This is a genomic window from uncultured Butyricimonas sp., from assembly GCF_959596855.1.
GTDB lineage: Bacteria > Bacteroidota > Bacteroidia > Bacteroidales > Marinifilaceae > Butyricimonas > Butyricimonas muris.
The window spans coordinates 24999-45728 of record NZ_CAUFYA010000008.1; the positions used below are offsets into that span (position 1 = coordinate 24999).

Annotated in this window: 17 protein-coding genes; all 17 read left to right on the forward strand. The window is 44.4% G+C overall.

From position 1 onward, the window contains the following. Positions 1–219 precede the first annotated feature (219 nt). The 17 genes from Q5866_RS05310 to Q5866_RS05390 all read left to right on the forward strand — a co-directional run bounded on the left by Q5866_RS05310 (position 220) and on the right by Q5866_RS05390 (position 20719). A complete protein-coding gene (locus Q5866_RS05310) occupies positions 220–1122 on the forward strand; it encodes an NAD-dependent epimerase/dehydratase family protein (RefSeq protein ID WP_303179321.1) in 903 nt (300 codons plus the stop codon). Continuing rightward, positions 1119–2090: a glycosyltransferase family 4 protein gene (locus Q5866_RS05315; protein ID WP_303179323.1), complete on the forward strand. Its 972-nt coding sequence runs from the start codon at positions 1119–1121 to the stop codon at positions 2088–2090. The genes Q5866_RS05310 and Q5866_RS05315 overlap by 4 nt, the downstream gene beginning before the upstream one ends. Positions 2091–2237: 147 nt before the next feature. Continuing rightward, complete coding sequence (locus Q5866_RS05320) at positions 2238–4604, forward strand: SLBB domain-containing protein (RefSeq protein WP_303179325.1); 2367 nt, start codon at positions 2238–2240, stop codon at positions 4602–4604. 1 nt (position 4605) lies between these two features. Then, entirely contained in the window at positions 4606–5742 is a 1137-nt protein-coding gene (locus Q5866_RS05325; RefSeq protein ID WP_186976336.1) for a Wzz/FepE/Etk N-terminal domain-containing protein, read from the forward strand. A gap of 151 nt (positions 5743–5893) precedes the next feature. Further along, positions 5894–6298, forward strand: coding sequence for a lipocalin family protein (locus tag Q5866_RS05330; RefSeq protein ID WP_099293599.1), 405 nt, complete (start codon positions 5894–5896; stop codon positions 6296–6298). A 6-nt stretch (positions 6299–6304) separates the two neighbouring features. Beyond that, on the forward strand, positions 6305–8953 hold the full coding sequence (locus Q5866_RS05335) for a S9 family peptidase (RefSeq protein ID WP_303179327.1): 2649 nt from the start codon (positions 6305–6307) through the stop codon (positions 8951–8953). Between the two features lie 151 nt (positions 8954–9104). Next, complete coding sequence (locus Q5866_RS05340) at positions 9105–10076, forward strand: Gfo/Idh/MocA family protein (RefSeq protein WP_099293597.1); 972 nt, start codon at positions 9105–9107, stop codon at positions 10074–10076. Positions 10077–10221: 145 nt separating this feature from the next. After that, the gene (locus tag Q5866_RS05345) at positions 10222–10620 is read left to right on the forward strand and encodes a WbuC family cupin fold metalloprotein (protein ID WP_303179329.1); all 399 of its coding nucleotides are present in this window, start codon (positions 10222–10224) and stop codon (positions 10618–10620) included. Between the two features lie 50 nt (positions 10621–10670). Then, positions 10671–11960, forward strand: a complete 1290-nt coding sequence (locus tag Q5866_RS05350; RefSeq protein WP_099294686.1) for a nucleotide sugar dehydrogenase — start codon at positions 10671–10673, stop codon at positions 11958–11960. A gap of 34 nt (positions 11961–11994) precedes the next feature. Continuing rightward, complete coding sequence (gene rfbA, locus Q5866_RS05355; RefSeq protein ID WP_186976338.1) at positions 11995–12867, forward strand: glucose-1-phosphate thymidylyltransferase RfbA; 873 nt, start codon at positions 11995–11997, stop codon at positions 12865–12867. Between the two features lie 83 nt (positions 12868–12950). Further along, entirely contained in the window at positions 12951–13184 is a 234-nt protein-coding gene (locus tag Q5866_RS05360) for a four helix bundle protein (protein WP_099294684.1), read from the forward strand. Between the two features lie 119 nt (positions 13185–13303). Further along, positions 13304–14356 carry a dTDP-glucose 4,6-dehydratase gene (gene rfbB, locus Q5866_RS05365; RefSeq protein WP_303179331.1) on the forward strand — a complete coding sequence of 351 codons (1053 nt, stop codon included), beginning with the start codon at positions 13304–13306 and terminating at the stop codon, positions 14354–14356. A 65-nt stretch (positions 14357–14421) separates the two neighbouring features. Continuing rightward, positions 14422–14967, forward strand: a complete 546-nt coding sequence (gene rfbC / locus Q5866_RS05370; protein ID WP_099293591.1) for a dTDP-4-dehydrorhamnose 3,5-epimerase — start codon at positions 14422–14424, stop codon at positions 14965–14967. An 11-nt stretch (positions 14968–14978) separates the two neighbouring features. Then, entirely contained in the window at positions 14979–16928 is a 1950-nt protein-coding gene (locus Q5866_RS05375; protein WP_099293589.1) for a nucleoside-diphosphate sugar epimerase/dehydratase, read from the forward strand. A gap of 254 nt (positions 16929–17182) precedes the next feature. Next, positions 17183–18037, forward strand: a complete 855-nt coding sequence (gene rfbD, locus Q5866_RS05380) for a dTDP-4-dehydrorhamnose reductase (protein ID WP_099293588.1) — start codon at positions 17183–17185, stop codon at positions 18035–18037. Between the two features lie 37 nt (positions 18038–18074). Next, positions 18075–19685, forward strand: a complete 1611-nt coding sequence (locus Q5866_RS05385) for an ABC-F family ATP-binding cassette domain-containing protein (RefSeq protein WP_099293587.1) — start codon at positions 18075–18077, stop codon at positions 19683–19685. Between the two features lie 101 nt (positions 19686–19786). Continuing rightward, a complete protein-coding gene (locus tag Q5866_RS05390) occupies positions 19787–20719 on the forward strand; it encodes a UDP-glucuronic acid decarboxylase family protein (protein WP_186976341.1) in 933 nt (310 codons plus the stop codon). Positions 20720–20730: the final 11 nt, after the last annotated feature.

Genomic DNA, 20730 nt, shown 5'->3' on the forward strand with positions numbered 1-20730 from the left:
TATCATATCTTCGCATCTTGAAAGTAAAAAGCAACATACACAACACACTATTATTAATTATATGAATACAAATCAAACATTTAAGGTCTACACGACGTAAACAAGCTTTGGAAAACGAGGAGGCGTTTTTCGGGTAAAATGAATAACGCGTTAAGGAGATTGTTTAGGGTCCATAAAATGGACAAAGTAAGATTTTATGCCGTTTAAATAGATCGAGGAATGAAAAGAATATTGATAATTGGAGGGAGTAGCTTTATCGCTGGACAGTTTATTCGGAATTACCAGTCGGTGGATTCGATAACTTGTTATAGTCGGCGTCCTACAGGATACGATAAGGAAATCGTGGTAAAGGCGTTTTGGGATATGCCTGTGGAGTCGTTCGTCGGGTTTGACGCGGTAATTAATTTTGCTGCTATCGTACACCGTCCGGAAGAGAAGAATCAGGAACTTTATGATGAGGTGAATTATCGTATGGCTTGCGTGTTGGCTCAGAAAGCCCGTCAGGCAGGCGTTCGTCAATTTATTCAAATGAGTACGATTGCCGTGTTTGGTACTGCCAGTCGTATTTCTACAGCAACACCGGAAATGCCGAGGACTTATTATGGAAGTTCTAAGTTGAAAGCTGATAAGGAGTTGTTGGCGATGAGTGAGCACGAGTTCAAGACGGTGATTATTCGTCCCCCGATGGCTTATGGTGGTGGTATGGCTCCGGGAAATATGATGCGTTTGATTCGTTTGGTGAATCGTCATATACCGCTTCCGTTCGGTTCGGCTCGGAATCGTCGTGATTTTATTAACGTGAAGAATTTGATAGAGTTTATCCATTTAACCGTGGAGAAAGAGGCTGAAGGTATTTTCTACCCGACAGATAAAGAACCCTATTCAACACGTAATGTTATAGAGGTGATTTCTGAACAGTTGGGTGTTCACACGATTAATTTACCTTCCCCGTCTTTGTTTTTGAGAATGGTTGAGAAAATTCGCCCGGATCTTTATCAGAAGTTGTGGGGTGATGTTGTGATAGATCGTCAATTGGCTTTAAATTCTATCGGTTATGAACCTCGTTATACTTTGGAAGACGGGATTCGTGAGATGGTTGAATCGTTCAAGCAAAGGAAATGATAGACTGGATTTACGGGTTTGTTCTCCTTCTACTTTTTGTGATGGAGAACATTTATTTTAAAATAGCGGAAAGATACAAAATCATGGATATTCCTAACGAGAGGAGTTCCCATCATACAATTACCCTGCGAGGAGGCGGGGTGATTTTTTATTTGGGTGTGCTCGTTTACGGGTTGACTTTCGGTTTTTTCGCCCCGTGGTTTTTGTGCGGGTTGACGTTGGTGGCGGTAGTGAGTTTTATGGATGATATGCATCCGCTTTCGGCGAAGTTGCGTTTGCTGGTGCAGACTTTTGCTTTGTTGCTTTTGTTGTTGCAGTTGGGGGTGCACGAGGTTTCGTGGGGATACGTGATTGTGGCTTTGTTCGTTTGCTTGGCTATTCTGAATATATACAATTTTATGGATGGCATCAACGGGATTACCGGGGGATATAGCTTGGTTGTACTGTTGGCTTTGTGGGGGATAAACGCTTGGGTAATACAGATTGCGCCCGCGGGTTTTATTCCGGTGGTTATTCTGTCATTGTTGGTATTTAATTTCTATAATTTCAGGACTCGCGCGAGGTGTTTTTCCGGTGACGTGGGGGCTGTTGCTATTGCTTTTATACTTCTTTTCCTGCTAGGGACTTTTATCATGCGCACGGGGGAGATTTCGGTGTTGATTTTATTGGGCGTGTACGGGGTTGACGGTGTGTTGACAATTATTCATCGTTTGATGTTGAAAGAGAATATAGGACAACCGCATCGGAAGCATTTGTATCAATTGTTGGCTAACGAGGCGAAGATTCCCCATTTGTCGGTATCTTTTTTTTATATGGCAACACAGGCGCTTGTCGGGGGAGGGTATTTGCTTGTTTTGAAATATGCTCCGGCGTATACTCTTTTTTACGCTATCGTGAGTTTGGTGGTGCTTGTGGCGGTTTATCTTCCGTTGCGTCGTAAATATTACGCTTTATTGGAAGAGAAGTAATATTTTTCGCGTATTCATTTTTCATTTTCAATTAATACAGTATCTTTGCGGTCGATCCGGCTATTCGGTTTACGGTTTGCCCCGTGAGGGGGCGGTTTGGCTGTAAACCGAGAGGATGGTTGCGTAAAAACATTCAAAAAAAGTAATATGAGATTTTTAATATTGATCGTACTAATACTTGGCGTATCGAGGTTTGCTTTTGCCCAAATGTCAGATACACAGGTGGTAGAAGCTGTGAAAGAGGCACAGGCTCAAGGCAAGAGTCAAGATGAGATTGTGGTCATGTTGGCAGAAAAGGGGGTAACTAAAGAACAGGTTTTGCGAATTAAAGAACATTACGAGAAAGATCAGGCTACTCAAGGTGGTTTGGCACAGGGAAAACGGGAGCGATTGGAAACTATTTCTGTCGGTAACCGGGATGTAGTGTTGGTCACTGAAGGTAATAAAACGAGTGTTTTCGGAAGGAACCTTTTTAGTAATAAGAATCTTACTTTTGAACCAAATTTGAATATTCCGACACCGGATAATTACAAGTTGGGACCGGGAGATGAGGTGATTATTGATATTTGGGGAAATTCGGAAACTACAATCCGTCAAGTGATTTCTCCGGAAGGGAATATTAACGTGCCGGGAATTGGACCGATTTATTTGAATGGTAAGCAGATTAAAGAAGCTTCTTCTTATTTGACGAATGTGTTCGGGCGAATTTATTCGGATTTAATATCGGGTGACCCGAAGACTTTTTTAAAGCTTTCTTTAGGGCAAATACGAAGTATTCGGGTGAATGTCATGGGTGAGGTCGTTATGCCGGGAACTTACACGTTGCCGTCGTTAGCAACTATTTTTCATGCGTTATATTCTGCGGGTGGGGTGAGTAATGTCGGAACGTTGCGAGATGTAATATTGTACCGAAACGGGAGACCGTTCAAACATATTGATGTGTATGAATATATAATGAAGGGTGATGATAGTGTTGATATTACCTTGCAGGATGGTGATTTGATAAATATCGGTACGTACCAAAAAATAGTGACGATCTCGGGAAATGTAAAACGTCCGATGCGTTATGAATTGAAAAATGACGAAAGCTTGGAACAATTGTTGGAGTACGCAGGTGGGTTTTCCAGTAACGCATATAAAAAGAATTTGAACGTGAGTCGTAAAGGTGATACCGAATATCAAATGTTTACGCTCTTTAGTGACGAGTACCCTTCTTTTATCATGGAAAACGGGGATGTCGTGAAAGTTGATTCAATTTTGAATAAATATGAAAATAAGGTTTCTGTAACCGGTGCTGTATTCCGTCCCGGGGATTATGCGATTAACCCCATGATTGTGACTTTGAAGGATTTGCTTGCGATAGCCGAGGGACCAAGAGAGGATGCTTTCTTGAATCGGGCTATATTGTATCGTGAGAGAGAAGATTTAACTCGTGAAGCTCTTGCAATAGATCTTGGTAAATTTATAAAAGGTGAAGTTGAGGATATTATTTTGAGGAAGAATGACGTGTTGTATGTCCCCTCGAAAACCGCTTTGCGAGAAGGTTACGTGATACAAATCCGAGGAGAAGTGAAGAACCCGAAAGAATATAATTTCGTGGAGGATATGACCATAGAGGATGCAATTATTCAAGCCGGGGGACTTTTGGAGTCGGCATCCGAGGTACGAGTGGATGTTTCCCGAAGAATAAAATCACCGAAAAGTACGACCGAGGCACCAGAAGAGGCGGAATTATTCACGTTCGCGTTGAAGGACGGGTTGATGGTGGATGGTATTAAGAATTTCGTTCTGGAACCGTTTGATGAGATTTACGTGCGTCGTTCGCCGGGATACCGGGAGCAACAGAACGTGAGGGTTGACGGAGAGATACTTTATCCGGGGACGTACGCGAAAACATCTATTAATGATAGGCTTTCAGATTTGGTGGCACGTGCCGGTGGAATAACATCCAAGGCTTACCTGAGAGGCGCTCGTTTGGAGCGTCGGATGAATCAGGATGAACGAATGAGGATGGCGTCAGCCCAAAAGTTGGCAAAATTTACGGAAGGTGATTCCATATCTATGGAAAGTTTGGATTTAGCTCAGACTTATTTTGTTGGTATTGACTTGGAAAAAGCTTTGGCTAATCCGGGAGGAGAGGATGATTTGGTACTTCGAGAGGGTGATGTTTTGCATATTTCTAATTTTGTGAATACGGTAAAAATCAGTGGAGCGGTGATGTACCCGAATGCGGTTACATACAAGAATAAAATGAAGTTGAGAGATTATATAGATAATGCCGGAGGATATGCTATGAACGCTAAAAAGCGTAGGGCTTACGTGATCTATCCGAATGGGACATTGGCGGTACGGAGAGGGGGACGGAATCCGAAAATTGAACCGGGATGTGAGATTATAGTCCCGATGAAGTTGGAGCGAAAGAATAGATTGGGTTTACCTGAAATATTAAGTCTGACTTCTTCGACGACTTCTATTGCCGCTATGGTTACATCAATTCTTAATAGCACGAAGTAGTATGGAACAGGAGATAAAAAGACAGACAAATCAGATTCCGCAAGATGAAGAGATTGATTTGGTGGAAGTCATCCGGAAATTGTGGAAGAACCGTAAGTTAATCATTAAGATCACGGTTGTCTTTATGGTGATAGGTGTGCTGGTTGCTCTTTTTAGTCCGAAAGAGTATTCTGCAGGGTGTACAATGGTTCCGCAAGTGGGAGATAAGAAAGCAAGTGGCGGATTGAGTGGTTTGGCTTCGATGGTGGGTATTAATTTGGGTTCCATGGGTGGGGGTGAAGTTCTTGCCCCGACGATTTATCCCAAGATATTGGCAAGTGTTCCTTTTAAAAAGGAGTTGATGGCAACACCTTTGAAATTCGAGGAGTACGAACAGCCTATCACTTTGTTTGATTATTACACGAAAGACGAGTATAAAAAATTCAGTCTTTTCGGGGTTGTTAAAAAGTACACGATTGGTTTGCCGGGGGTAATCATCGGCGCTATTCGAGGGGAAGATACAACACAAATTATGGCGGAGCAAGGCTCGGCGATTCAATCGCTTTCGAAGGATGAAAAAGAGGTAGCCGAGATATTGGATAAGATTGTTTCGTTGAACGTGAATGATAAAGACGGATACGTGCAGTTGTCTGCTTCTATGCCTGAGCCTTTGGCCGTAGCACAGTTGGCACAACAAGCGCAGAAGTTGTTGCAAGAGTACATTACTCGTTTCAAGATTGAGAAGGTGCAGTCGAATCTGGACTTCGTGCAAAAACAATATGATAAGGCGAAAGAACGTTACGAGGTAAGGCAGGATGAACTTGCCAAGTTCCGGGATGCCAATAAAGGATTTGTTTCGGCTGTGGCCAAGACGAGGGAGGATATGTTGACTAACGAGTATAATCTTGCCTATAGTGTATACTCGGAATTGGCGAAGCAATTGGAACAGGCTGAAATCGCCGTGAATGAAACAACCCCTATATTAACGGTTGTTGAGCCGGTAGTGGTTCCCGTGGAACGCTCGAAACCCAAAAGAGGGTTGATATGTGTGCTTTTTACATTCTTGGGTGGTTTTGCCGGAATAGGTGTGGTGTTGGGATTACCGTTTTTGGCTAACACGTTCGGGAATGATAAATTGAAAAAATGGATAAAAGAATAGTCCGGAGCTGAGGGGCTGTAATTAAAATCACGAGGGCGGAGAACATTTTATTTTCCGCCCTCGTGATTTTTTTTCGAATGGTGTTAATCCTTTTCCGTGTAGGTCGTGTAATTAAGATGTGTATTAAAAGTAAAATCTTAAATTTAGAAACATGAAGAATTTAATCTACATCGGTCTGACACTCCTGTTTGTCGCATGTGCCACAGACCCCCAGAAGGAAATGGAAAAGAAATTGCTTGGAGAGTGGTGTAATCCTTACACCTACCAGTCCACGGGAGAATTGAAGGGATTCCGTTTCAAGAAAGGTGGTATTTGTGAAAGTATCAATATCCCTAGTCTGGATCTGAAAACTTGGGAGATTCAGGAGGGGTATCTGATCATTAAGGGGGAAAGTATCGAGGATGACGGAACGAGAGAAGAGTACTTGACGAAAGAGAAAATTACACAGTTGAGCTCAGACAGCCTCTCTTTGCTCGTGAGTGCCGGACCGCCGCGTATCGCGTTCCTGTATTTGAACACCAAAATTATCAAAGAACGAGTAACCCCTCAAAAGTAAAAGACTATGTGCCGTTTATCATATATCGTTATTTTCTGTTTTATTCATGTGTTTTTAGTTTCCTTTTCCTGTTTAGCGCAGAAAAAGGTGTTAGATGAAGAGGCTTACCGGAAGTGGCGGAGGGTTGACAGCTACAAGTTGTCGCCCGACGGGAAGTGGGTAATGTACCGGTACATGTATTTCGATAATGATGCGGCAAACAAGGTTGCCCGAAATATTTATTATTTCTATGATGTAAAAACCGGGAGAACGAGCACTTTGGAGTGTCCGGATTCTCCCGAGTTTTTTACAGGGGGCGAGTGGATTGTTTACGGTAAGAAGGAAGGTGACGATGTGATTCGTGTGGTGCGTTGTTTGCGGAACAAGAAGGAGGTCTGTCTGCGAGAGGGTGTGGAACTCAATTCCGTTATCCCCTTGGCCGCGTATCAAACGAATGATACGCTGGTTGTGAAAAATATACAGACGAATGATAGTCTGGTTTTGACGGGTGTCGGCACTTATTGCCTTTACGATAAGGATTGGAAGATTGTCTACCTGAAGCGGGAAGCCGATAGCCATACGATTTATTTCGGTTCACGGAATAAGGCGGGCAAGTACGAATGCCTGTATCGGGATACCACGAAACGGTTGGAGCATTTTTATTTCAACGAGTGGGGAAAAGACGGCGGATTTTATTTTGCCGGGGATGAAGGTGAGAAAGGATATTATACTTTTTCATTGAAAGACAAACGGGTGACGGAACTTCTGGATGCGGACCGGATAGAAGTAATGGACGTGAATATGCGGTCTGTGCGACAATTGGGAAAATCGAAACGTTCTATATTCGAGAAACACAAAACTCCGAAAGCTGCAAAGCCCAAGGGGGAGAAAGACGAGGGTTTTACCCTTGAACTTTGGAGTTGGAACGATCCGGTGATTCCCTCGCAACAAGCGATAAGCGGGTATCGTCCAGCCGTGTCCACTCCCGAACGGTTTATATCGGACGCGGAGGGCGGCGGGTGTATACAACTTTGTGAGGCAGGTCACCCAGAATTGTATATGCCTGATACGGATGCTCCTGTTTATGCTTACGAGAAGGATGAAAAGCCTTATCTGAACAAGCGGGACTGGCTGCATGACACTCGTTTTGATTTGTATCTGGTGAATCTGGTTACCGCGGAGCACCAATTGGTGGCGGAAGCTTTGACTCGCCGGATTTACTGGAGTCCCAAGGGGGATTATTTACTCTATTACGATAACGGCAAGCGTTCATGGGTGGTACTGGAACCGGGTACGTTAAACCGCAGGGTGCTAACCGATGAAATTCCTTACCCGTTACACGACGAATTGTATGATCGCCCGAATCCTGCACCGCCTTACGGTATAGCGGGATGGAGTAAGGACGGGAGGCGGCTTCTTGTTTATGATCGTTTCGATATTTGGGTGGTAGACTTGACCGGAGAAAAGACGTATTGCTGGACGCATGAAGAGGGGCGTAAACGTAATACGATATTCCGTTTGTTTAATATCGATTGGGATATTATTCAAGTGGATATGGAGCGAGAGAATCGTGTCATGTCTACGGATTGGACGACAAAGAATACGGGTGTTTGGGCGTTGTCCCCGTCCGGAAAACTTGCACCTAAGATTGAAGGTGCTTTTATGTTGACGATTACACAACAGTCTGCCGACGGGAATACGTTGTTGTGCACGAAACAGAATTACTATGAAGACCGGGATTTGTGGATTACCGATCCCTCATTCCGGAAGATGCGGAAGGTCACGGATGTCAACCCGCAACGGGCCGATTATAAATGGGGAACAGTGCAGCAGGTGGAGTGGACGAATTATGACGGGAAAGCCAATCAAGGATTACTCTATCTACCGGATGATTACGACAAGAACAAGAGTTACCCGACGATAGTGGCATTCTATGAAACCCATACTCCCGAGATGCACCTTCATCCCGTGCCCGGATTGAGTCACGCTATGATTGACATCCCCACGTATGTCAGCAAGGGATATATTGTATTTCAGCCGGATGTTTATTTTGAGATAGGCAACCCGGGGAAAAGTTCTTACAATGCAGTTGTGAGCGGAACAAAAGCTTTGATTGACAGAGGAATCATTGATCCGAAACGGGTAGGTTTGCAGGGACATAGTTGGTCGGGGTTTCAGACCGCGTATCTGGTGACGAGAACCGATATGTTCACCTGCGTGAATATCGGGGCAGCTTTGATCAACCTGACCTCTGTCTATACCGGGATCCGGGAAGAAAGCGGTGTTCCTTGTATGTTGATGTACGAGGATTGGCAATGTCGCATGGGGACTACCTTGTGGGAAAATCTGGAGGGGTATATCGAGAATTCACCCTTGTTGTTTGCCGATCGGATACATACTCCGGTGTTGATTTTCCATTGTGATAAGGACGGGGCTGTTTCCTATTATGACGGTAGAAATCTTTTTCTTGCCTTGCGACGTCTGCAACGTCCGGCATGGATGTTGAATTATGTCGGGGAAGGTCATTTCTTGAATGCACGCCCGGCACAAAAGGACTGGACGATACGGATGGAACAATTTTTCAATCACTATCTCAAGAATGAACCTATGCCCCGGTGGATGAAAGAGGGTATTAATATCCACGAGCGGGGATACGACCAGAAGTATGATTTTTAATCATTAAATAGTGGGGTTAAAGAATCCATGCAGGGTGCATGGATTTTTTTTATTTCAAATTCTTTGGTTTCGTTTGAAGAAACTTATTAAAGTTATAACTTTGAAAGTCCCAATTTTACATGAGGTGGACGGTATAAAATAAAAGTAGATTATGAAGAATTTTGCAATTTTCGGTGTAGCAGGATATATAGCCCCAAGACACCTGCGTGCGATCAAAGACACGGGGAATAATTTGGTGGCAGCGTACGATAAGTTTGATAGTGTCGGAATCATGGACAGTTATTTCCCGAACTGTTCTTTCTTCACGGAGATGGAGTTGTTTGACAGGCATTGTTCCAAGTTGAAGAAAACGACCGATCGGGTGGACATGGTTTCTATCTGTACACCGAATTATTTGCACGACGCGCATATCCGTTACGGTTTGCGGTTGGGGGCGGACGTGATTTGCGAGAAACCGCTGGTGTTGAACCCGTGGAATATAGATGCACTGGAAGACGTGGAGCGGGAAACGGGACACAAGGGGTACACGATTTTGCAGTTGCGTTTGCATGATTCAATCAAGGCGTTGAAAAAGAAAATTGACGAGGGACCGAAAGATAAAGTATATGACGTGGACTTGACATATATTACTTCCCGGGGGAACTGGTATTACACGAGTTGGAAAGGCGATGAACGCAAGAGCGGAGGGGTGGCCACGAATATCGGGGTGCATTTTTATGATATGTTATCATGGATATTCGGTCCGGTGAAAGAGAATATCGTGCACGTGATGAGTCACGACCGGGTAGCAGGTTTTTTGGGACTGGAAAAAGCACGGGTACGTTATTTCTTGAGTATCAACGCCGATAATCTGCCGGAGAATGCCGTGCAGGGAGAGAAACGGACATTCCGCTCGATACAAATCGAGGGGGAAGAATTCGAGTTTAGTCAAGGATTCACGGAGTTGCACACGGAGAGTTTCCGTCAGATTCTGGCGGGTAACGGATTCCGCATCGAGGAAGCCCGGAATTGTATCGGTATCGTGCATGATATCCGGCACGCTACCCCGATCGGCTTGAAAGGTGATTATCACCCGTTGGCAAAGTTGCCTTTGGCGAAACATCCGTTCGGGTGGAACCGATAATTGATTTTAGATTTTAAATTTTAGATTGAATGATTACTGGTTTTAATGATATATAATGTGGTGAGGAACGGTAAAATTCATGTGGTTGAAATGAACTTGTAACCTGTGAACCTGTAACTTGTAACTCGCCGAAGGCGAATAAAATATGCAGATAATAGATAACGAATTATTGGATGAAGTATCCCGGCAGGCGAGGGAAAGCGAGCGTTTGCGGATGAATTATAATTTTCATGATTCATTGGATGCGAAAGCGCAACGTTTGCTGAATGCACTGGAACCGGGAACGGAATTGCCTGTTCATCGTCATTGTATGACGGCGGAAACTTATATTGTGCTCCGCGGAAGGATTCGCGTGTATTTTTATGATGATGACAAGCGGGTGACGGAAGAAGTGGAACTTGCTCCGTCGGAGGGAAATTATGGTATTTATATTCCTGCCGGGCAATGGCACACGCTGGAAGTTATGGAGAAGGACACCGTGATATTCGAGGTGAAAGACGGGCCTTACACTCCTATCGAACCGAAAGACCGATTGGAAATTTAGAATGATCGAGATAATTCTAAATTCTAAATTTTAAATTCTAAATTATGGTTATGTTTGACAAGTTGATAAATAAGGAGGCGAAGTTGGCGTTGGTCGGGTTGGGATACGTGGGATTGCCGATAGCGTTGGAGTTCGCGAAGCAGATTGCTGTGATAGGTTTTGATATAAACGAGGTGCGTTTGGCAAAAATGCGGGAACATATAGATCCGAGTGATGAATTAGGCGCGGAAGCATTCGAGAACACGGATATCGAGTTTACTTCTTCGGTAGACGTGTTGCGGGAAGCATCGTTTTATATCGTGGCTGTGCCCACCCCGATAGATCGTTTTAACCAACCGGATTTAACTCCTTTGTTGTCAGCATCCCGCACCGTGGGAAAAGCGTTAAAGAGAGGCGATTACGTGGTATACGAATCCACGGTTTACCCCGGTTGCACGGAGGAGGACTGTGTTCCGATTCTGGAAGAGGTTTCCGGGTTACGGGCAGGGGTGGATTTCAAGATCGGTTATTCCCCGGAACGGATTAACCCCGGTGATAAGGTACACACGTTGACGAATACAGTGAAAATAGTGTCCGGCGGTGATGCGGAAACATTGGAAACCGTGGCGAAAGTGTACGAGTTGGTGGTGAAAGCAGGGGTGCATCGGGCCCCGTGTATTAAAGTTGCCGAGGCGGGTAAGATTATCGAGAATACCCAGCGGGACGTCAATATTGCCTTGATGAACGAATTGTCTATTATTTGCAGTCGTATCGGAATCAACACGTATGATGTACTGGAAGCTGCTGGGACAAAATGGAATTTCTTGAAGTTCTATCCCGGCTTGGTCGGCGGACATTGCATAGGTGTCGATCCTTATTATTTGGTACACAAGGCAAAAGAATTGAAATATCACCCGCAAATGATTAATGCCGGGCGGTTCGTGAACGATACAATGGGCGGGTATATTGCCAAAAAGATCGTGAAGCGAATGATCGCCATGGGCAAGAATATACTGGGAGCGAGGGTGCTGGTGATGGGTATCACGTTTAAAGAGAACGTGGCGGATATCCGTAATTCAAAAGTGGTGGATATCGTGAACGAGTTGAAAGATTTCGGGGTTGACGTGGATGTTACAGACCCGCATGCCGATCCGGAAGAAGTTCTTCGGGAATACGGTTTTTCATTGATTGAACAGCCGAGAGCGAACTATGACGCGATAATTGTTGCCGTTTCTCACAAAGAATATATAGATTTGGACGAAGCGTATTTCCGGGGATTGACTTATGAACATGCCGTGCTCGGGGATGTGAAAGGTATCTACCGGGGAAAAATTCATCAGATGAAATACTGGAGCCTATAAATAAAATGATAACTTCGCGTCATAAATAGAAGATATGAAAGGAATTGTATTAGCCGGTGGATCCGGGACCAGGTTATATCCAATTACCAAAGGCGTATCGAAGCAGTTGTTGCCGATATACGACAAACCGATGGTTTACTATCCGATTTCAGTATTGATGCTGGCGGGAATTAGGGATATTTTAATTATTTCAACGCCTCAAGATTTACCGGGGTTCGAGCGTCTGTTGGGTGACGGCTCCGATTACGGGGTACATTTCACGTATGCGGAACAACCGAGTCCGGACGGGTTGGCACAGGCGTTTATTATCGGCGAGGAGTTTGTCGGTGATGATTCCGTGTGTCTGGTGTTGGGAGATAACATCTTTTACGGCCAACATTTCACGGGAATGCTGTTGGACGCGGTAAAACATGCCAAGGAGGAAAACAAAGCTACCGTATTCGGTTATTGGGTGAATGATCCCGAACGGTACGGCGTGGCAGAATTTGATAAGGACGGGAACGTTTTGAGTATCGAGGAAAAACCAAAACAACCGAAGTCCAATTATGCCGTGGTCGGTTTATATTTTTACCCGAACGAGGTCGTGAAAGTGGCGAAGACAATAAAACCGTCCGCTCGCGGTGAATTGGAAATCACTACCGTGAATCAGGCTTTTCTGGAGAAAGGTGATTTGAAGGTACAGTTGTTGGGACGCGGGTTCGCGTGGTTGGATACGGGTACTCATGATTCATTGGCGGAAGCGTCTACTTTCGTGGAGGTGATTGAAAAACGCCAAGGTTTGAAAATCGCTTGTCTGGAAGAAATTGCTTATCGTAAAGGATGGATTGAAGCAGAACAGTTAAAGGGATTAGCCCAACCCATGATTAAAAATCAATACGGACAGTATTTGTTGAAATTACTGGAGTAATTTCAACAAGTTGCAGGTTGCATTTGCCTTCGGCGGGTTGCAGGTTGGGGGAAAATATTAGTAATAAATTCAGGTTGCAGGTTATGGGGACGGTAAAATGTTTTGAGGAGTTTAAGATTTGGCAGGATGCTCGGGAATTAGTGAAGCAAATTTACTTGGGTACTGCTGATGTGAAGGATTATGGTTTTAATGACCAGATAAGAAGAGCTGCTGTGTCCGTGATGAATAACATAGCGGAGGGGTATGAAGCGGGAAGCAACGTGATGTTTAAAAAGTTTTTGCAGATAGCGAAGGGAAGTTGTGGAGAGGTAAGTTGATAATTTACTTGGAAGAGCATGGTAAATGAAATAAAAATTGAATAGATAAACTTGTAGTTTGCAACTTGCAACTCGCCGAAGGCGAATGTAACTTGCAACCTGCAACTAAATTTTGAAGCATGAAAAATTTATTAATAACCGGTGGTGCAGGTTTTATTGGTTCCCATTTGGTAAGGTTAATGGTAAATAAATATCCGGACTACCGTATTATCAATTTGGATAAGTTGACTTACGCGGGAAATCTCGCTAACTTGAAGGATGTGGAAAATATGCCGAATTACGAGTTCGTGAAAGCGGATATTTGTGACTTCGAACGGATGCGTGAGATTTTCTCTGAATATCATATTGACGGGGTTATACATTTGGCGGCAGAAAGCCACGTGGATCGCTCGATACGGGACCCGTTCTCTTTCGCGCAGACAAACGTGATGGGAACACTGAGTTTGTTGCAAGCTGCTAAATTGGCTTGGGACGGTAATTTTGATGATAAGTTGTTCTATCACGTTTCAACGGATGAAGTATACGGTTCTTTGCAACCGGATGGAGGCTTCTTCTTGGAAACGACAAAGTATGATCCTCATTCCCCGTATTCGGCATCAAAGGCTTCTTCCGATCATTTCGTCCGGGCTTATCATGATACCTACGGGTTGCCCGTGAAGATTTCGAACTGTTCGAATAATTACGGAACTTATCAGTTCCCGGAAAAGTTGATTCCGCTGTTTATTAACAATATCCGTCACAATAAGCCGCTTCCGGTATACGGAACGGGTGAGAACGTGCGGGATTGGCTGTTCGTGGAAGATCATGCCCGTGCCATAGATTTAATCTTCCATCAAGGAAAAATCGGGGACACGTATAATATCGGTGGTTTTAACGAGTGGAAAAATATAGACTTGATCAAGGTAATGATCAAAGTGACCGACCGTCTTCTGGGACGTCCGGAAGGTGCTTCCGAAAAATTAATCACTTACGTGACCGATCGTGCGGGACATGATTTGCGTTACGCTATCGACTCCACGAAACTGCACGAAGAATTGGGATGGGAACCCTCTTTGCAGTTCGAGGAAGGTATCGAGAAGACCGTGAAATGGTACTTGGAAAACCAAGACTGGCTGGATAGCGTAACTAGTGGAGAGTACATGAATTATTACAAGGAAATGTACCATGTATAATTACTAAATTGAGATTGGAAATGTATGTTACATTTTCAATTTTCAATTTTCAATTTTCAATTGTAATGAAGGTAATAAAAACGGAAATCGAGGGGGCGGTTATTATTGAACCGCGGGTATTTGGAGATGAACGCGGTTATTTTTTCGAGAGTTATTCCGCTCGATGGTTCAACGAGAACGTGAGCGAAATCAATTTCGTGCAAGATAACGAGTCCAAATCCAAATACGGGGTATTGAGAGGATTGCATTATCAATTACCGCCTTACACGCAGGCAAAGCTGGTGAGGGTCGTGAAAGGCAAGGTATTGGATGTGGCTGTCGATATGCGGAAGGATTCACCTACACTTGGCAAACACGCGGTCGTGGAGTTGAGCGAGGAGAACAAACGGATGTTTTTCATCCCGAAGGGATTCGCGCATGGTTTCGTGGTATTGAGCGATGAGGTGATATTTCAATATAAATGTGACGAATTTTATGCCCCGGGACATGAGGCGGCTGTACGTTTCGATGATCCCGAACTGGGAATAGATTGGAAGATTCCGGCTGAAGATTTAATTTTGTCTGAAAAAGATAAGAAGCATCCGAATTTTCGGGAAGCGATATTGTTGTAAAAGAGGATAGAATGAAGAATTTTTTATTTGGACAGAACGGATTGGCTGCCAAGATCGTGCACACACGTTATCTTAGCCGTTGGATCGTGATGGGGTGTGATGTGCTGATATCCACCGGGGTGACGGTCTTTGCCTATTGGTTCGTCCGTTTCGTGAGAGAAGAGCCGGTAAGCTGGTCTGTTGTCGGGTGGCTGGCTATTTTTGCGGCGATAATCAGCGCGTTATCTTTTGCCGTATTACATTCGCATCGCATGGTGATGCGTTTTACAACTTTACGGGAAACATGGCGATTAGGAATAGCCATGTTATTGAAAGTCGTGATTTTGTATCCTTTGGTACACGTGATATACCCGGAGATTTCCGGTTGGCGTCTGATACTGGGAGGAATCTTGGATATGATGACAACGACGGTGGCTCTGGTATCTGTTCGCGTATTGCTCGTGACTATGTATGATTTCTTGAAAGTACGGGTAAACGGGGGACAGAAACGGGTGTTGATTTATGGTATGGATGATTGCAGTGCTTCATTGAGTAATGCCGTGTCCAATAGTTTTTTACCCTCTTACAAGGTGGCGGGGTACCTCACGATAGGGAAACGTTATAAACATTACCGTTTATCGGGAGAAAACGTTTATTTCGTCACGGGGGAAGAAGCTTTCAGCCGTTTGGTGAAGCGATTGAGAATAGAAGGGATCGTGTTTCCTAATTATCGGACAGCACAGGAAGAACAGAAACGGTTGGTGAATTATTGCCAGAAGTTGGGAATGGAAATGTTGGTATTGCCATCCGTGGAAGAAGTGAATGACGGGCAATTACCTCGTCCCCAGATGAAAGAAATCCGTCTGGAAGAATTGTTGGGGCGTGACGAGATCAAGATTAGTATGAAAGAGATCGGCGAGGGACTCGACGGGAAAGTGGTTATGGTGACAGGTGCCGCGGGTTCAATCGGAAGCGAATTGTGCCGTCAGTTGACTCGTTTCAATATAAAGCAATTGATATTTTTTGATTCTGCCGAAACGCCGATGCATAACATCCAACTGGAATTTACGGATAAATTCCCTAACACTCGTTTTGTGCCGGTGATAGGCGACGTGAGATCTAAGGAACGGGTGGATTTCGTGTTCCGGAATTATCGTCCTCAGGTTGTGTTCCACGCGGCAGCGTATAAGCACGTACCTTTGATGGAGTTGAATCCCTGTGAGGCTGTACGGGTAAACGTGTACGGTACGATGAACGTGGCGGATCATGCCGTTCGTTACGGGGTAGAACAGTTTGTCATGGTATCGACGGATAAGGCGGTGAACCCCACGAACGTGATGGGGGCTTCCAAGCGTTTGGCGGAAATTTACGTGCAAAGCCTTAGTGTCGCTATCCGGGATGGAGAACACGAGGGAATCACACGTTTTATCACGACACGGTTCGGGAACGTGTTAGGTTCTAACGGATCGGTAATCCCGAGGTTCAGGGAACAGATTCGTAATGGAGGTCCCGTGACGGTGACGCACCCCGATATCATCCGTTATTTTATGACGATACCGGAGGCCTGCCGACTCGTGATGGAAGCGGGTATCATGGGAAAAGGCGGAGAGATTTATATATTTGAAATGGGACGTCCGGTTAAGATAGCTGATATGGCACGGAAGATGATCGAATTGTCGGGTTTTAATCCGGATAAAGATATCTCTATCATATACACGGGATTAAGACCGGGGGAAAAGCTATACGAGGAGTTGTTGAGCAATAAGGAGAATACTTTGCCCACGGCGCACGATAAAATTCGGGTAGCCAAGGTGAGAGAGTATAATTACAAGGAAGTTGCCAAAGAGTTGGATGTCTTGAATGAATTGGCAGCATTGGTGAATATCCCGGAGATGGTAAAGATGATGAAAGACATCGTCCCGGAGTTTGTCAGTAAAAATTCCGAGTTCGAGAAGTTTGATAAAATAGTTGAAAATGTATAAATTAAAAACTCCTCCGTCTGCTTCGCCGCCAAGTGAGCCCGGAAGCCGGTCTCGAACCAGCTCCCGCTCGGCAAACCGAGAGCAAGCTCTCTTTCTGCCCTCGCTTAATCGCCGGTTTCCTCTATAAACAGAGGAGGAACTGGTGATTCTTACCGAAGACAGTGAGTATTTTAGCTCTCCCTCTGTTTATAGAGGGAGTACGGCGAAGCCGGGAGGGAGTTTTTTAAATTTAAAATCTAAAATCAGAAAGGTTTATGGCTAATATATTAGTTACAGGAGCGAACGGACAACTCGGAACCGAGTTAAGAAATAGAAGTTTTTCGTTATTGGACGACGTGTTTTACACGGACGTGGAGGAATTGGATATCACGAGTGCGAAAGCGGTATCGTCGTTTATTGAAACACATGAAATAGACACGATTATCAATTGTGCGGCTTATACCGCCGTGGATCAGGCAGAAGATGACGAGGAGCGTGCAGCCAAGATTAACCGTGATGCCGTGGCCAACTTGGCAAATGCAGCATTGCAACATGATTGTATATTGCTTCATATTTCGACGGATTACGTGTTTGACGGCACGGCAGACCAACCTTACACCGAGAAGAGTGCCACGAATCCGCAAACCGTGTACGGTCGGACAAAATTGGAAGGGGAAGAAGCTATAAAGAAATCGGGTTGTATGTATATTATCATCCGTACGGCATGGTTATATTCTGCTTACGGTCATAATTTCGTGAAGACAATAGCCCGTTTGGCGAACGAGCGGGACGAGATAAACGTGGTGAATGATCAGTGGGGCACGCCGACGTATGCCGGCGATCTGGCAGAAGCGATCATTAAAATCATGGAAAACGAGGATTTGCCCGAATGGGAAGGAATATATCATTTCACGAACGAGGGGGGCTGTACTTGGTATGATTTCGCGAAAGAGATCGTGGCTCTCGCGGGAGCGGATTGTAAAGTCAATCCGGTAACGACCGCCGAGTATCCCGTTAAGGCGAAACGCCCTGCTTACTCTGTTTTGGATAAAAAGAAAATTAAAGATACGTTTGAACTGGAAATCCGGGATTGGAGAGATGCATTAAAAACTTGCATGGCAACTTTTTAACGCGTACCTTCGCGGGCGTTTTTAGAAAAAGGAAAAAATGATTACAGTTTCGGATTTAGAGATTCAATTTGGGAAAAGGACGTTGTTTCGGGATGTGAATTTAAAGTTTACCCCGGGCAATTGTTATGGTGTGATAGGTGCTAACGGTGCCGGAAAATCTACTTTTTTAAGGATATTGAGCGGGGAATTGGACCCGACAAGAGGTACGGTCATGTTTGGTCCCGGGGAACGGTTGTCCGTGTTGAAACAGGATCACTTCGCGTTTGACGAGTGTACCGTGTTGGATACCGTGTTGCAGGGACATTCCTCTTTATGGAAAGTCATGCAGGAAAAGAATGCCATTTACATGAAAGAGGATTTCTCTGATGAGGATGGTATCCGTGCAGCCGAGTTGGAAGAACAATTTGCCGGGATGGACGGTTGGAATGCCGAGAGTGATGCCGCTAACTTGTTGAGTGGGTTGGGGATCAAAGAGAATCTGCATTATTCATTGATGAAAGATATAAGCGGTAAGCAAAAAGTGCGGGTGTTGTTGGCACAAGCGCTGTTTGGCAAACCGGATAATTTGTTACTGGACGAGCCCACGAATGATTTGGACTTGGAAACAGTGATGTGGTTGGAGAATTATTTGGCGAATTACGAGAATACCGTTTTAGTCGTGTCGCATGACCGCCACTTCTTGGATGCCGTTTGTACCCATTCCGTGGATATTGATTTCGGTAAGATACAGTTGTTCGCGGGTAATTATAGTTTCTGGTACGAGTCAAGCCAATTAGCGTTGCGTCAGGCTCAAGCCAAGAACAAAAAAGCCGAGGAGAAGAAAAAAGAATTACAGGAATTTATTTCTCGTTTCAGCGCTAACGTGGCGAAGTCCAAACAGACGACCAGTCGCAAAAAGATGTTGGAAAAGTTGAATGTCGAGGAGATCATGCCTTCTACGCGTAAATACCCGGGTATTATTTTTACCCCGGAACGGGAGGTGGGCGACCGTATTCTGGATGTCCGGAATTTGAGTAAGACCGTGGATGGACAAACTTTGTTCAAAGATGTCGAATTTACCGTGGAGAAGGGGGATAAGATTGCTTTCCTGTCCCGTGATCCGAGAGCGATGACGGCATTGTTGGAAATACTCACGGGCAATGATAAACCGGATACGGGTAGTTTCACGTGGGGTGTAACCATCACGAATGCTTATTTGCCTTTGGATAATTCGGCGTATTTCCAGACGGATATGACCTTGGTGGATTGGTTGGGGCAATATTCTGCCGACACGAGCGAAACTTTCTTGAGAGGTTTCCTTGGGAAGATGCTGTTCTCCGGTGAAGATATATACAAACGTGTAAAAGTATTGTCCGGGGGAGAGAAAATGCGTTGTATGATTGCCAAGATGATGTTGACTAACGCGAATGTACTGGTGCTGGACTCTCCGGCGAACCACTTGGATTTGGAGTCCATACAAGCATTTAACAACACATTGGTTGCGTTCAAAGGGGTAGTCTTGATGAATTCGCATGACCACGAGATCATACAAACCGTGTGTAACCGGATTATTGAACTGACTCCCGCGGGTATGATTGACAAGCGAATGGATTTCGACGATTATATCACCAATGAGAAGATCAAAGAGCAATTGAATCAAATGTATTGATTTTATAAATTAGGTTACTATTTGAATATTCGAAAATCGTACTATGTTGTATGGTTTTCGAATATTTTTCATATATTTGTACTCAATATAGTTGAGGATATATGAAGTGTGTATTAGTGACCGGTGGTGCCGGTTTTTTAGGATCGCATCTGTGTGACCGATTGATTCAATCGGGTAGTCATGTGGTATGTTTGGACAATTTCTTCACGGGAACGAGGGAGAATATTAGTCATTTGATGGAACTTCCGAATTTTGAATTGGCAGAGAGGGATGTTATCTGGCCTTATATAAAGAACGTGGATGAAATCTATAATCTGGCTTGTCCAGCATCTCCGATTCATTATCAATATGATCCGGTAAAGACAATTAATACTTCCGTGTTGGGAATGGTGAATATGCTGGAATTGGCGAAAGGAGCGGGAGCCAAATTGCTCCAAGCTTCAACCAGTGAAGTATATGGCGATCCTGTCATTCATCCACAGCAAGAGAGTTATTGGGGGAACGTGAATCCCATAGGAAAGCGTTCTTGTTATGATGAGGGAAAACGATGTGCCGAAACATTGTGCATGGATTATCACCGTCAATCGGAAGTTGTTGTAAAGATTGTTCGTATTTTTAATACTTATGGTCCCAGAATGTCAGAGAATGACGGGCGTGTGGTATCGAATTTCATTGTAAATGCTTTATCCGGGAAAGACATTGAAATATACGGTGACGGTACTCAAACACGGAGTTTCCAGTACGTGGATGACCTGATTGAAGGAATGATACGGATGATGGCAACGGAAGACGAGTTTACCGGACCTGTAAATATAGGGAATCCGGGAGAGTTCACGATGTTGGAATTGGCTCATCTGGTACTGGAGTTAACGGGCTCGAAATCTAAAATCGTGTACAAGATACTTCCGGAGGATGATCCGAGAAAGAGAAAGCCGGATATCACTCTGGCAAAAACAAAATTAAACTGGGAACCTACGATACCTTTGAAAGAAGGATTATTGAAAACCATCGATTATTTTGAATCGGTGATGTAGTATTTGGTGTT

Excerpts from the sequence above, each read along its gene's own strand:
- Q5866_RS05340 (WP_099293597.1), top strand. The coding sequence starts at position 9,105 with ATGAAGAATTTTGCAATTTTCGGTGTAGCAGGATATATAGCCCCAAGA.
- rfbC (WP_099293591.1), top strand. The coding sequence starts at position 14,422 with ATGAAGGTAATAAAAACGGAAATCGAGGGGGCGGTTATTATTGAACCG.
- rfbB (WP_303179331.1), top strand. The coding sequence starts at position 13,304 with ATGAAAAATTTATTAATAACCGGTGGTGCAGGTTTTATTGGTTCCCAT.
- Q5866_RS05350 (WP_099294686.1), top strand. The coding sequence starts at position 10,671 with ATGTTTGACAAGTTGATAAATAAGGAGGCGAAGTTGGCGTTGGTCGGG.
- Q5866_RS05315 (WP_303179323.1), top strand. The coding sequence starts at position 1,119 with ATGATAGACTGGATTTACGGGTTTGTTCTCCTTCTACTTTTTGTGATG.
- Q5866_RS05325 (WP_186976336.1), top strand. The coding sequence starts at position 4,606 with ATGGAACAGGAGATAAAAAGACAGACAAATCAGATTCCGCAAGATGAA.
- Q5866_RS05330 (WP_099293599.1), top strand. The coding sequence starts at position 5,894 with ATGAAGAATTTAATCTACATCGGTCTGACACTCCTGTTTGTCGCATGT.
- Q5866_RS05310 (WP_303179321.1), top strand. The coding sequence starts at position 220 with ATGAAAAGAATATTGATAATTGGAGGGAGTAGCTTTATCGCTGGACAG.
- Q5866_RS05335 (WP_303179327.1), top strand. The coding sequence starts at position 6,305 with ATGTGCCGTTTATCATATATCGTTATTTTCTGTTTTATTCATGTGTTT.
- rfbD (WP_099293588.1), top strand. The coding sequence starts at position 17,183 with ATGGCTAATATATTAGTTACAGGAGCGAACGGACAACTCGGAACCGAG.
- Q5866_RS05375 (WP_099293589.1), top strand. The coding sequence starts at position 14,979 with ATGAAGAATTTTTTATTTGGACAGAACGGATTGGCTGCCAAGATCGTG.
- Q5866_RS05345 (WP_303179329.1), top strand. The coding sequence starts at position 10,222 with ATGCAGATAATAGATAACGAATTATTGGATGAAGTATCCCGGCAGGCG.
- Q5866_RS05320 (WP_303179325.1), top strand. The coding sequence starts at position 2,238 with ATGAGATTTTTAATATTGATCGTACTAATACTTGGCGTATCGAGGTTT.
- rfbA (WP_186976338.1), top strand. The coding sequence starts at position 11,995 with ATGAAAGGAATTGTATTAGCCGGTGGATCCGGGACCAGGTTATATCCA.
- Q5866_RS05390 (WP_186976341.1), top strand. The coding sequence starts at position 19,787 with ATGAAGTGTGTATTAGTGACCGGTGGTGCCGGTTTTTTAGGATCGCAT.
- Q5866_RS05360 (WP_099294684.1), top strand. The coding sequence starts at position 12,951 with ATGGGGACGGTAAAATGTTTTGAGGAGTTTAAGATTTGGCAGGATGCT.
- Q5866_RS05385 (WP_099293587.1), top strand. The coding sequence starts at position 18,075 with ATGATTACAGTTTCGGATTTAGAGATTCAATTTGGGAAAAGGACGTTG.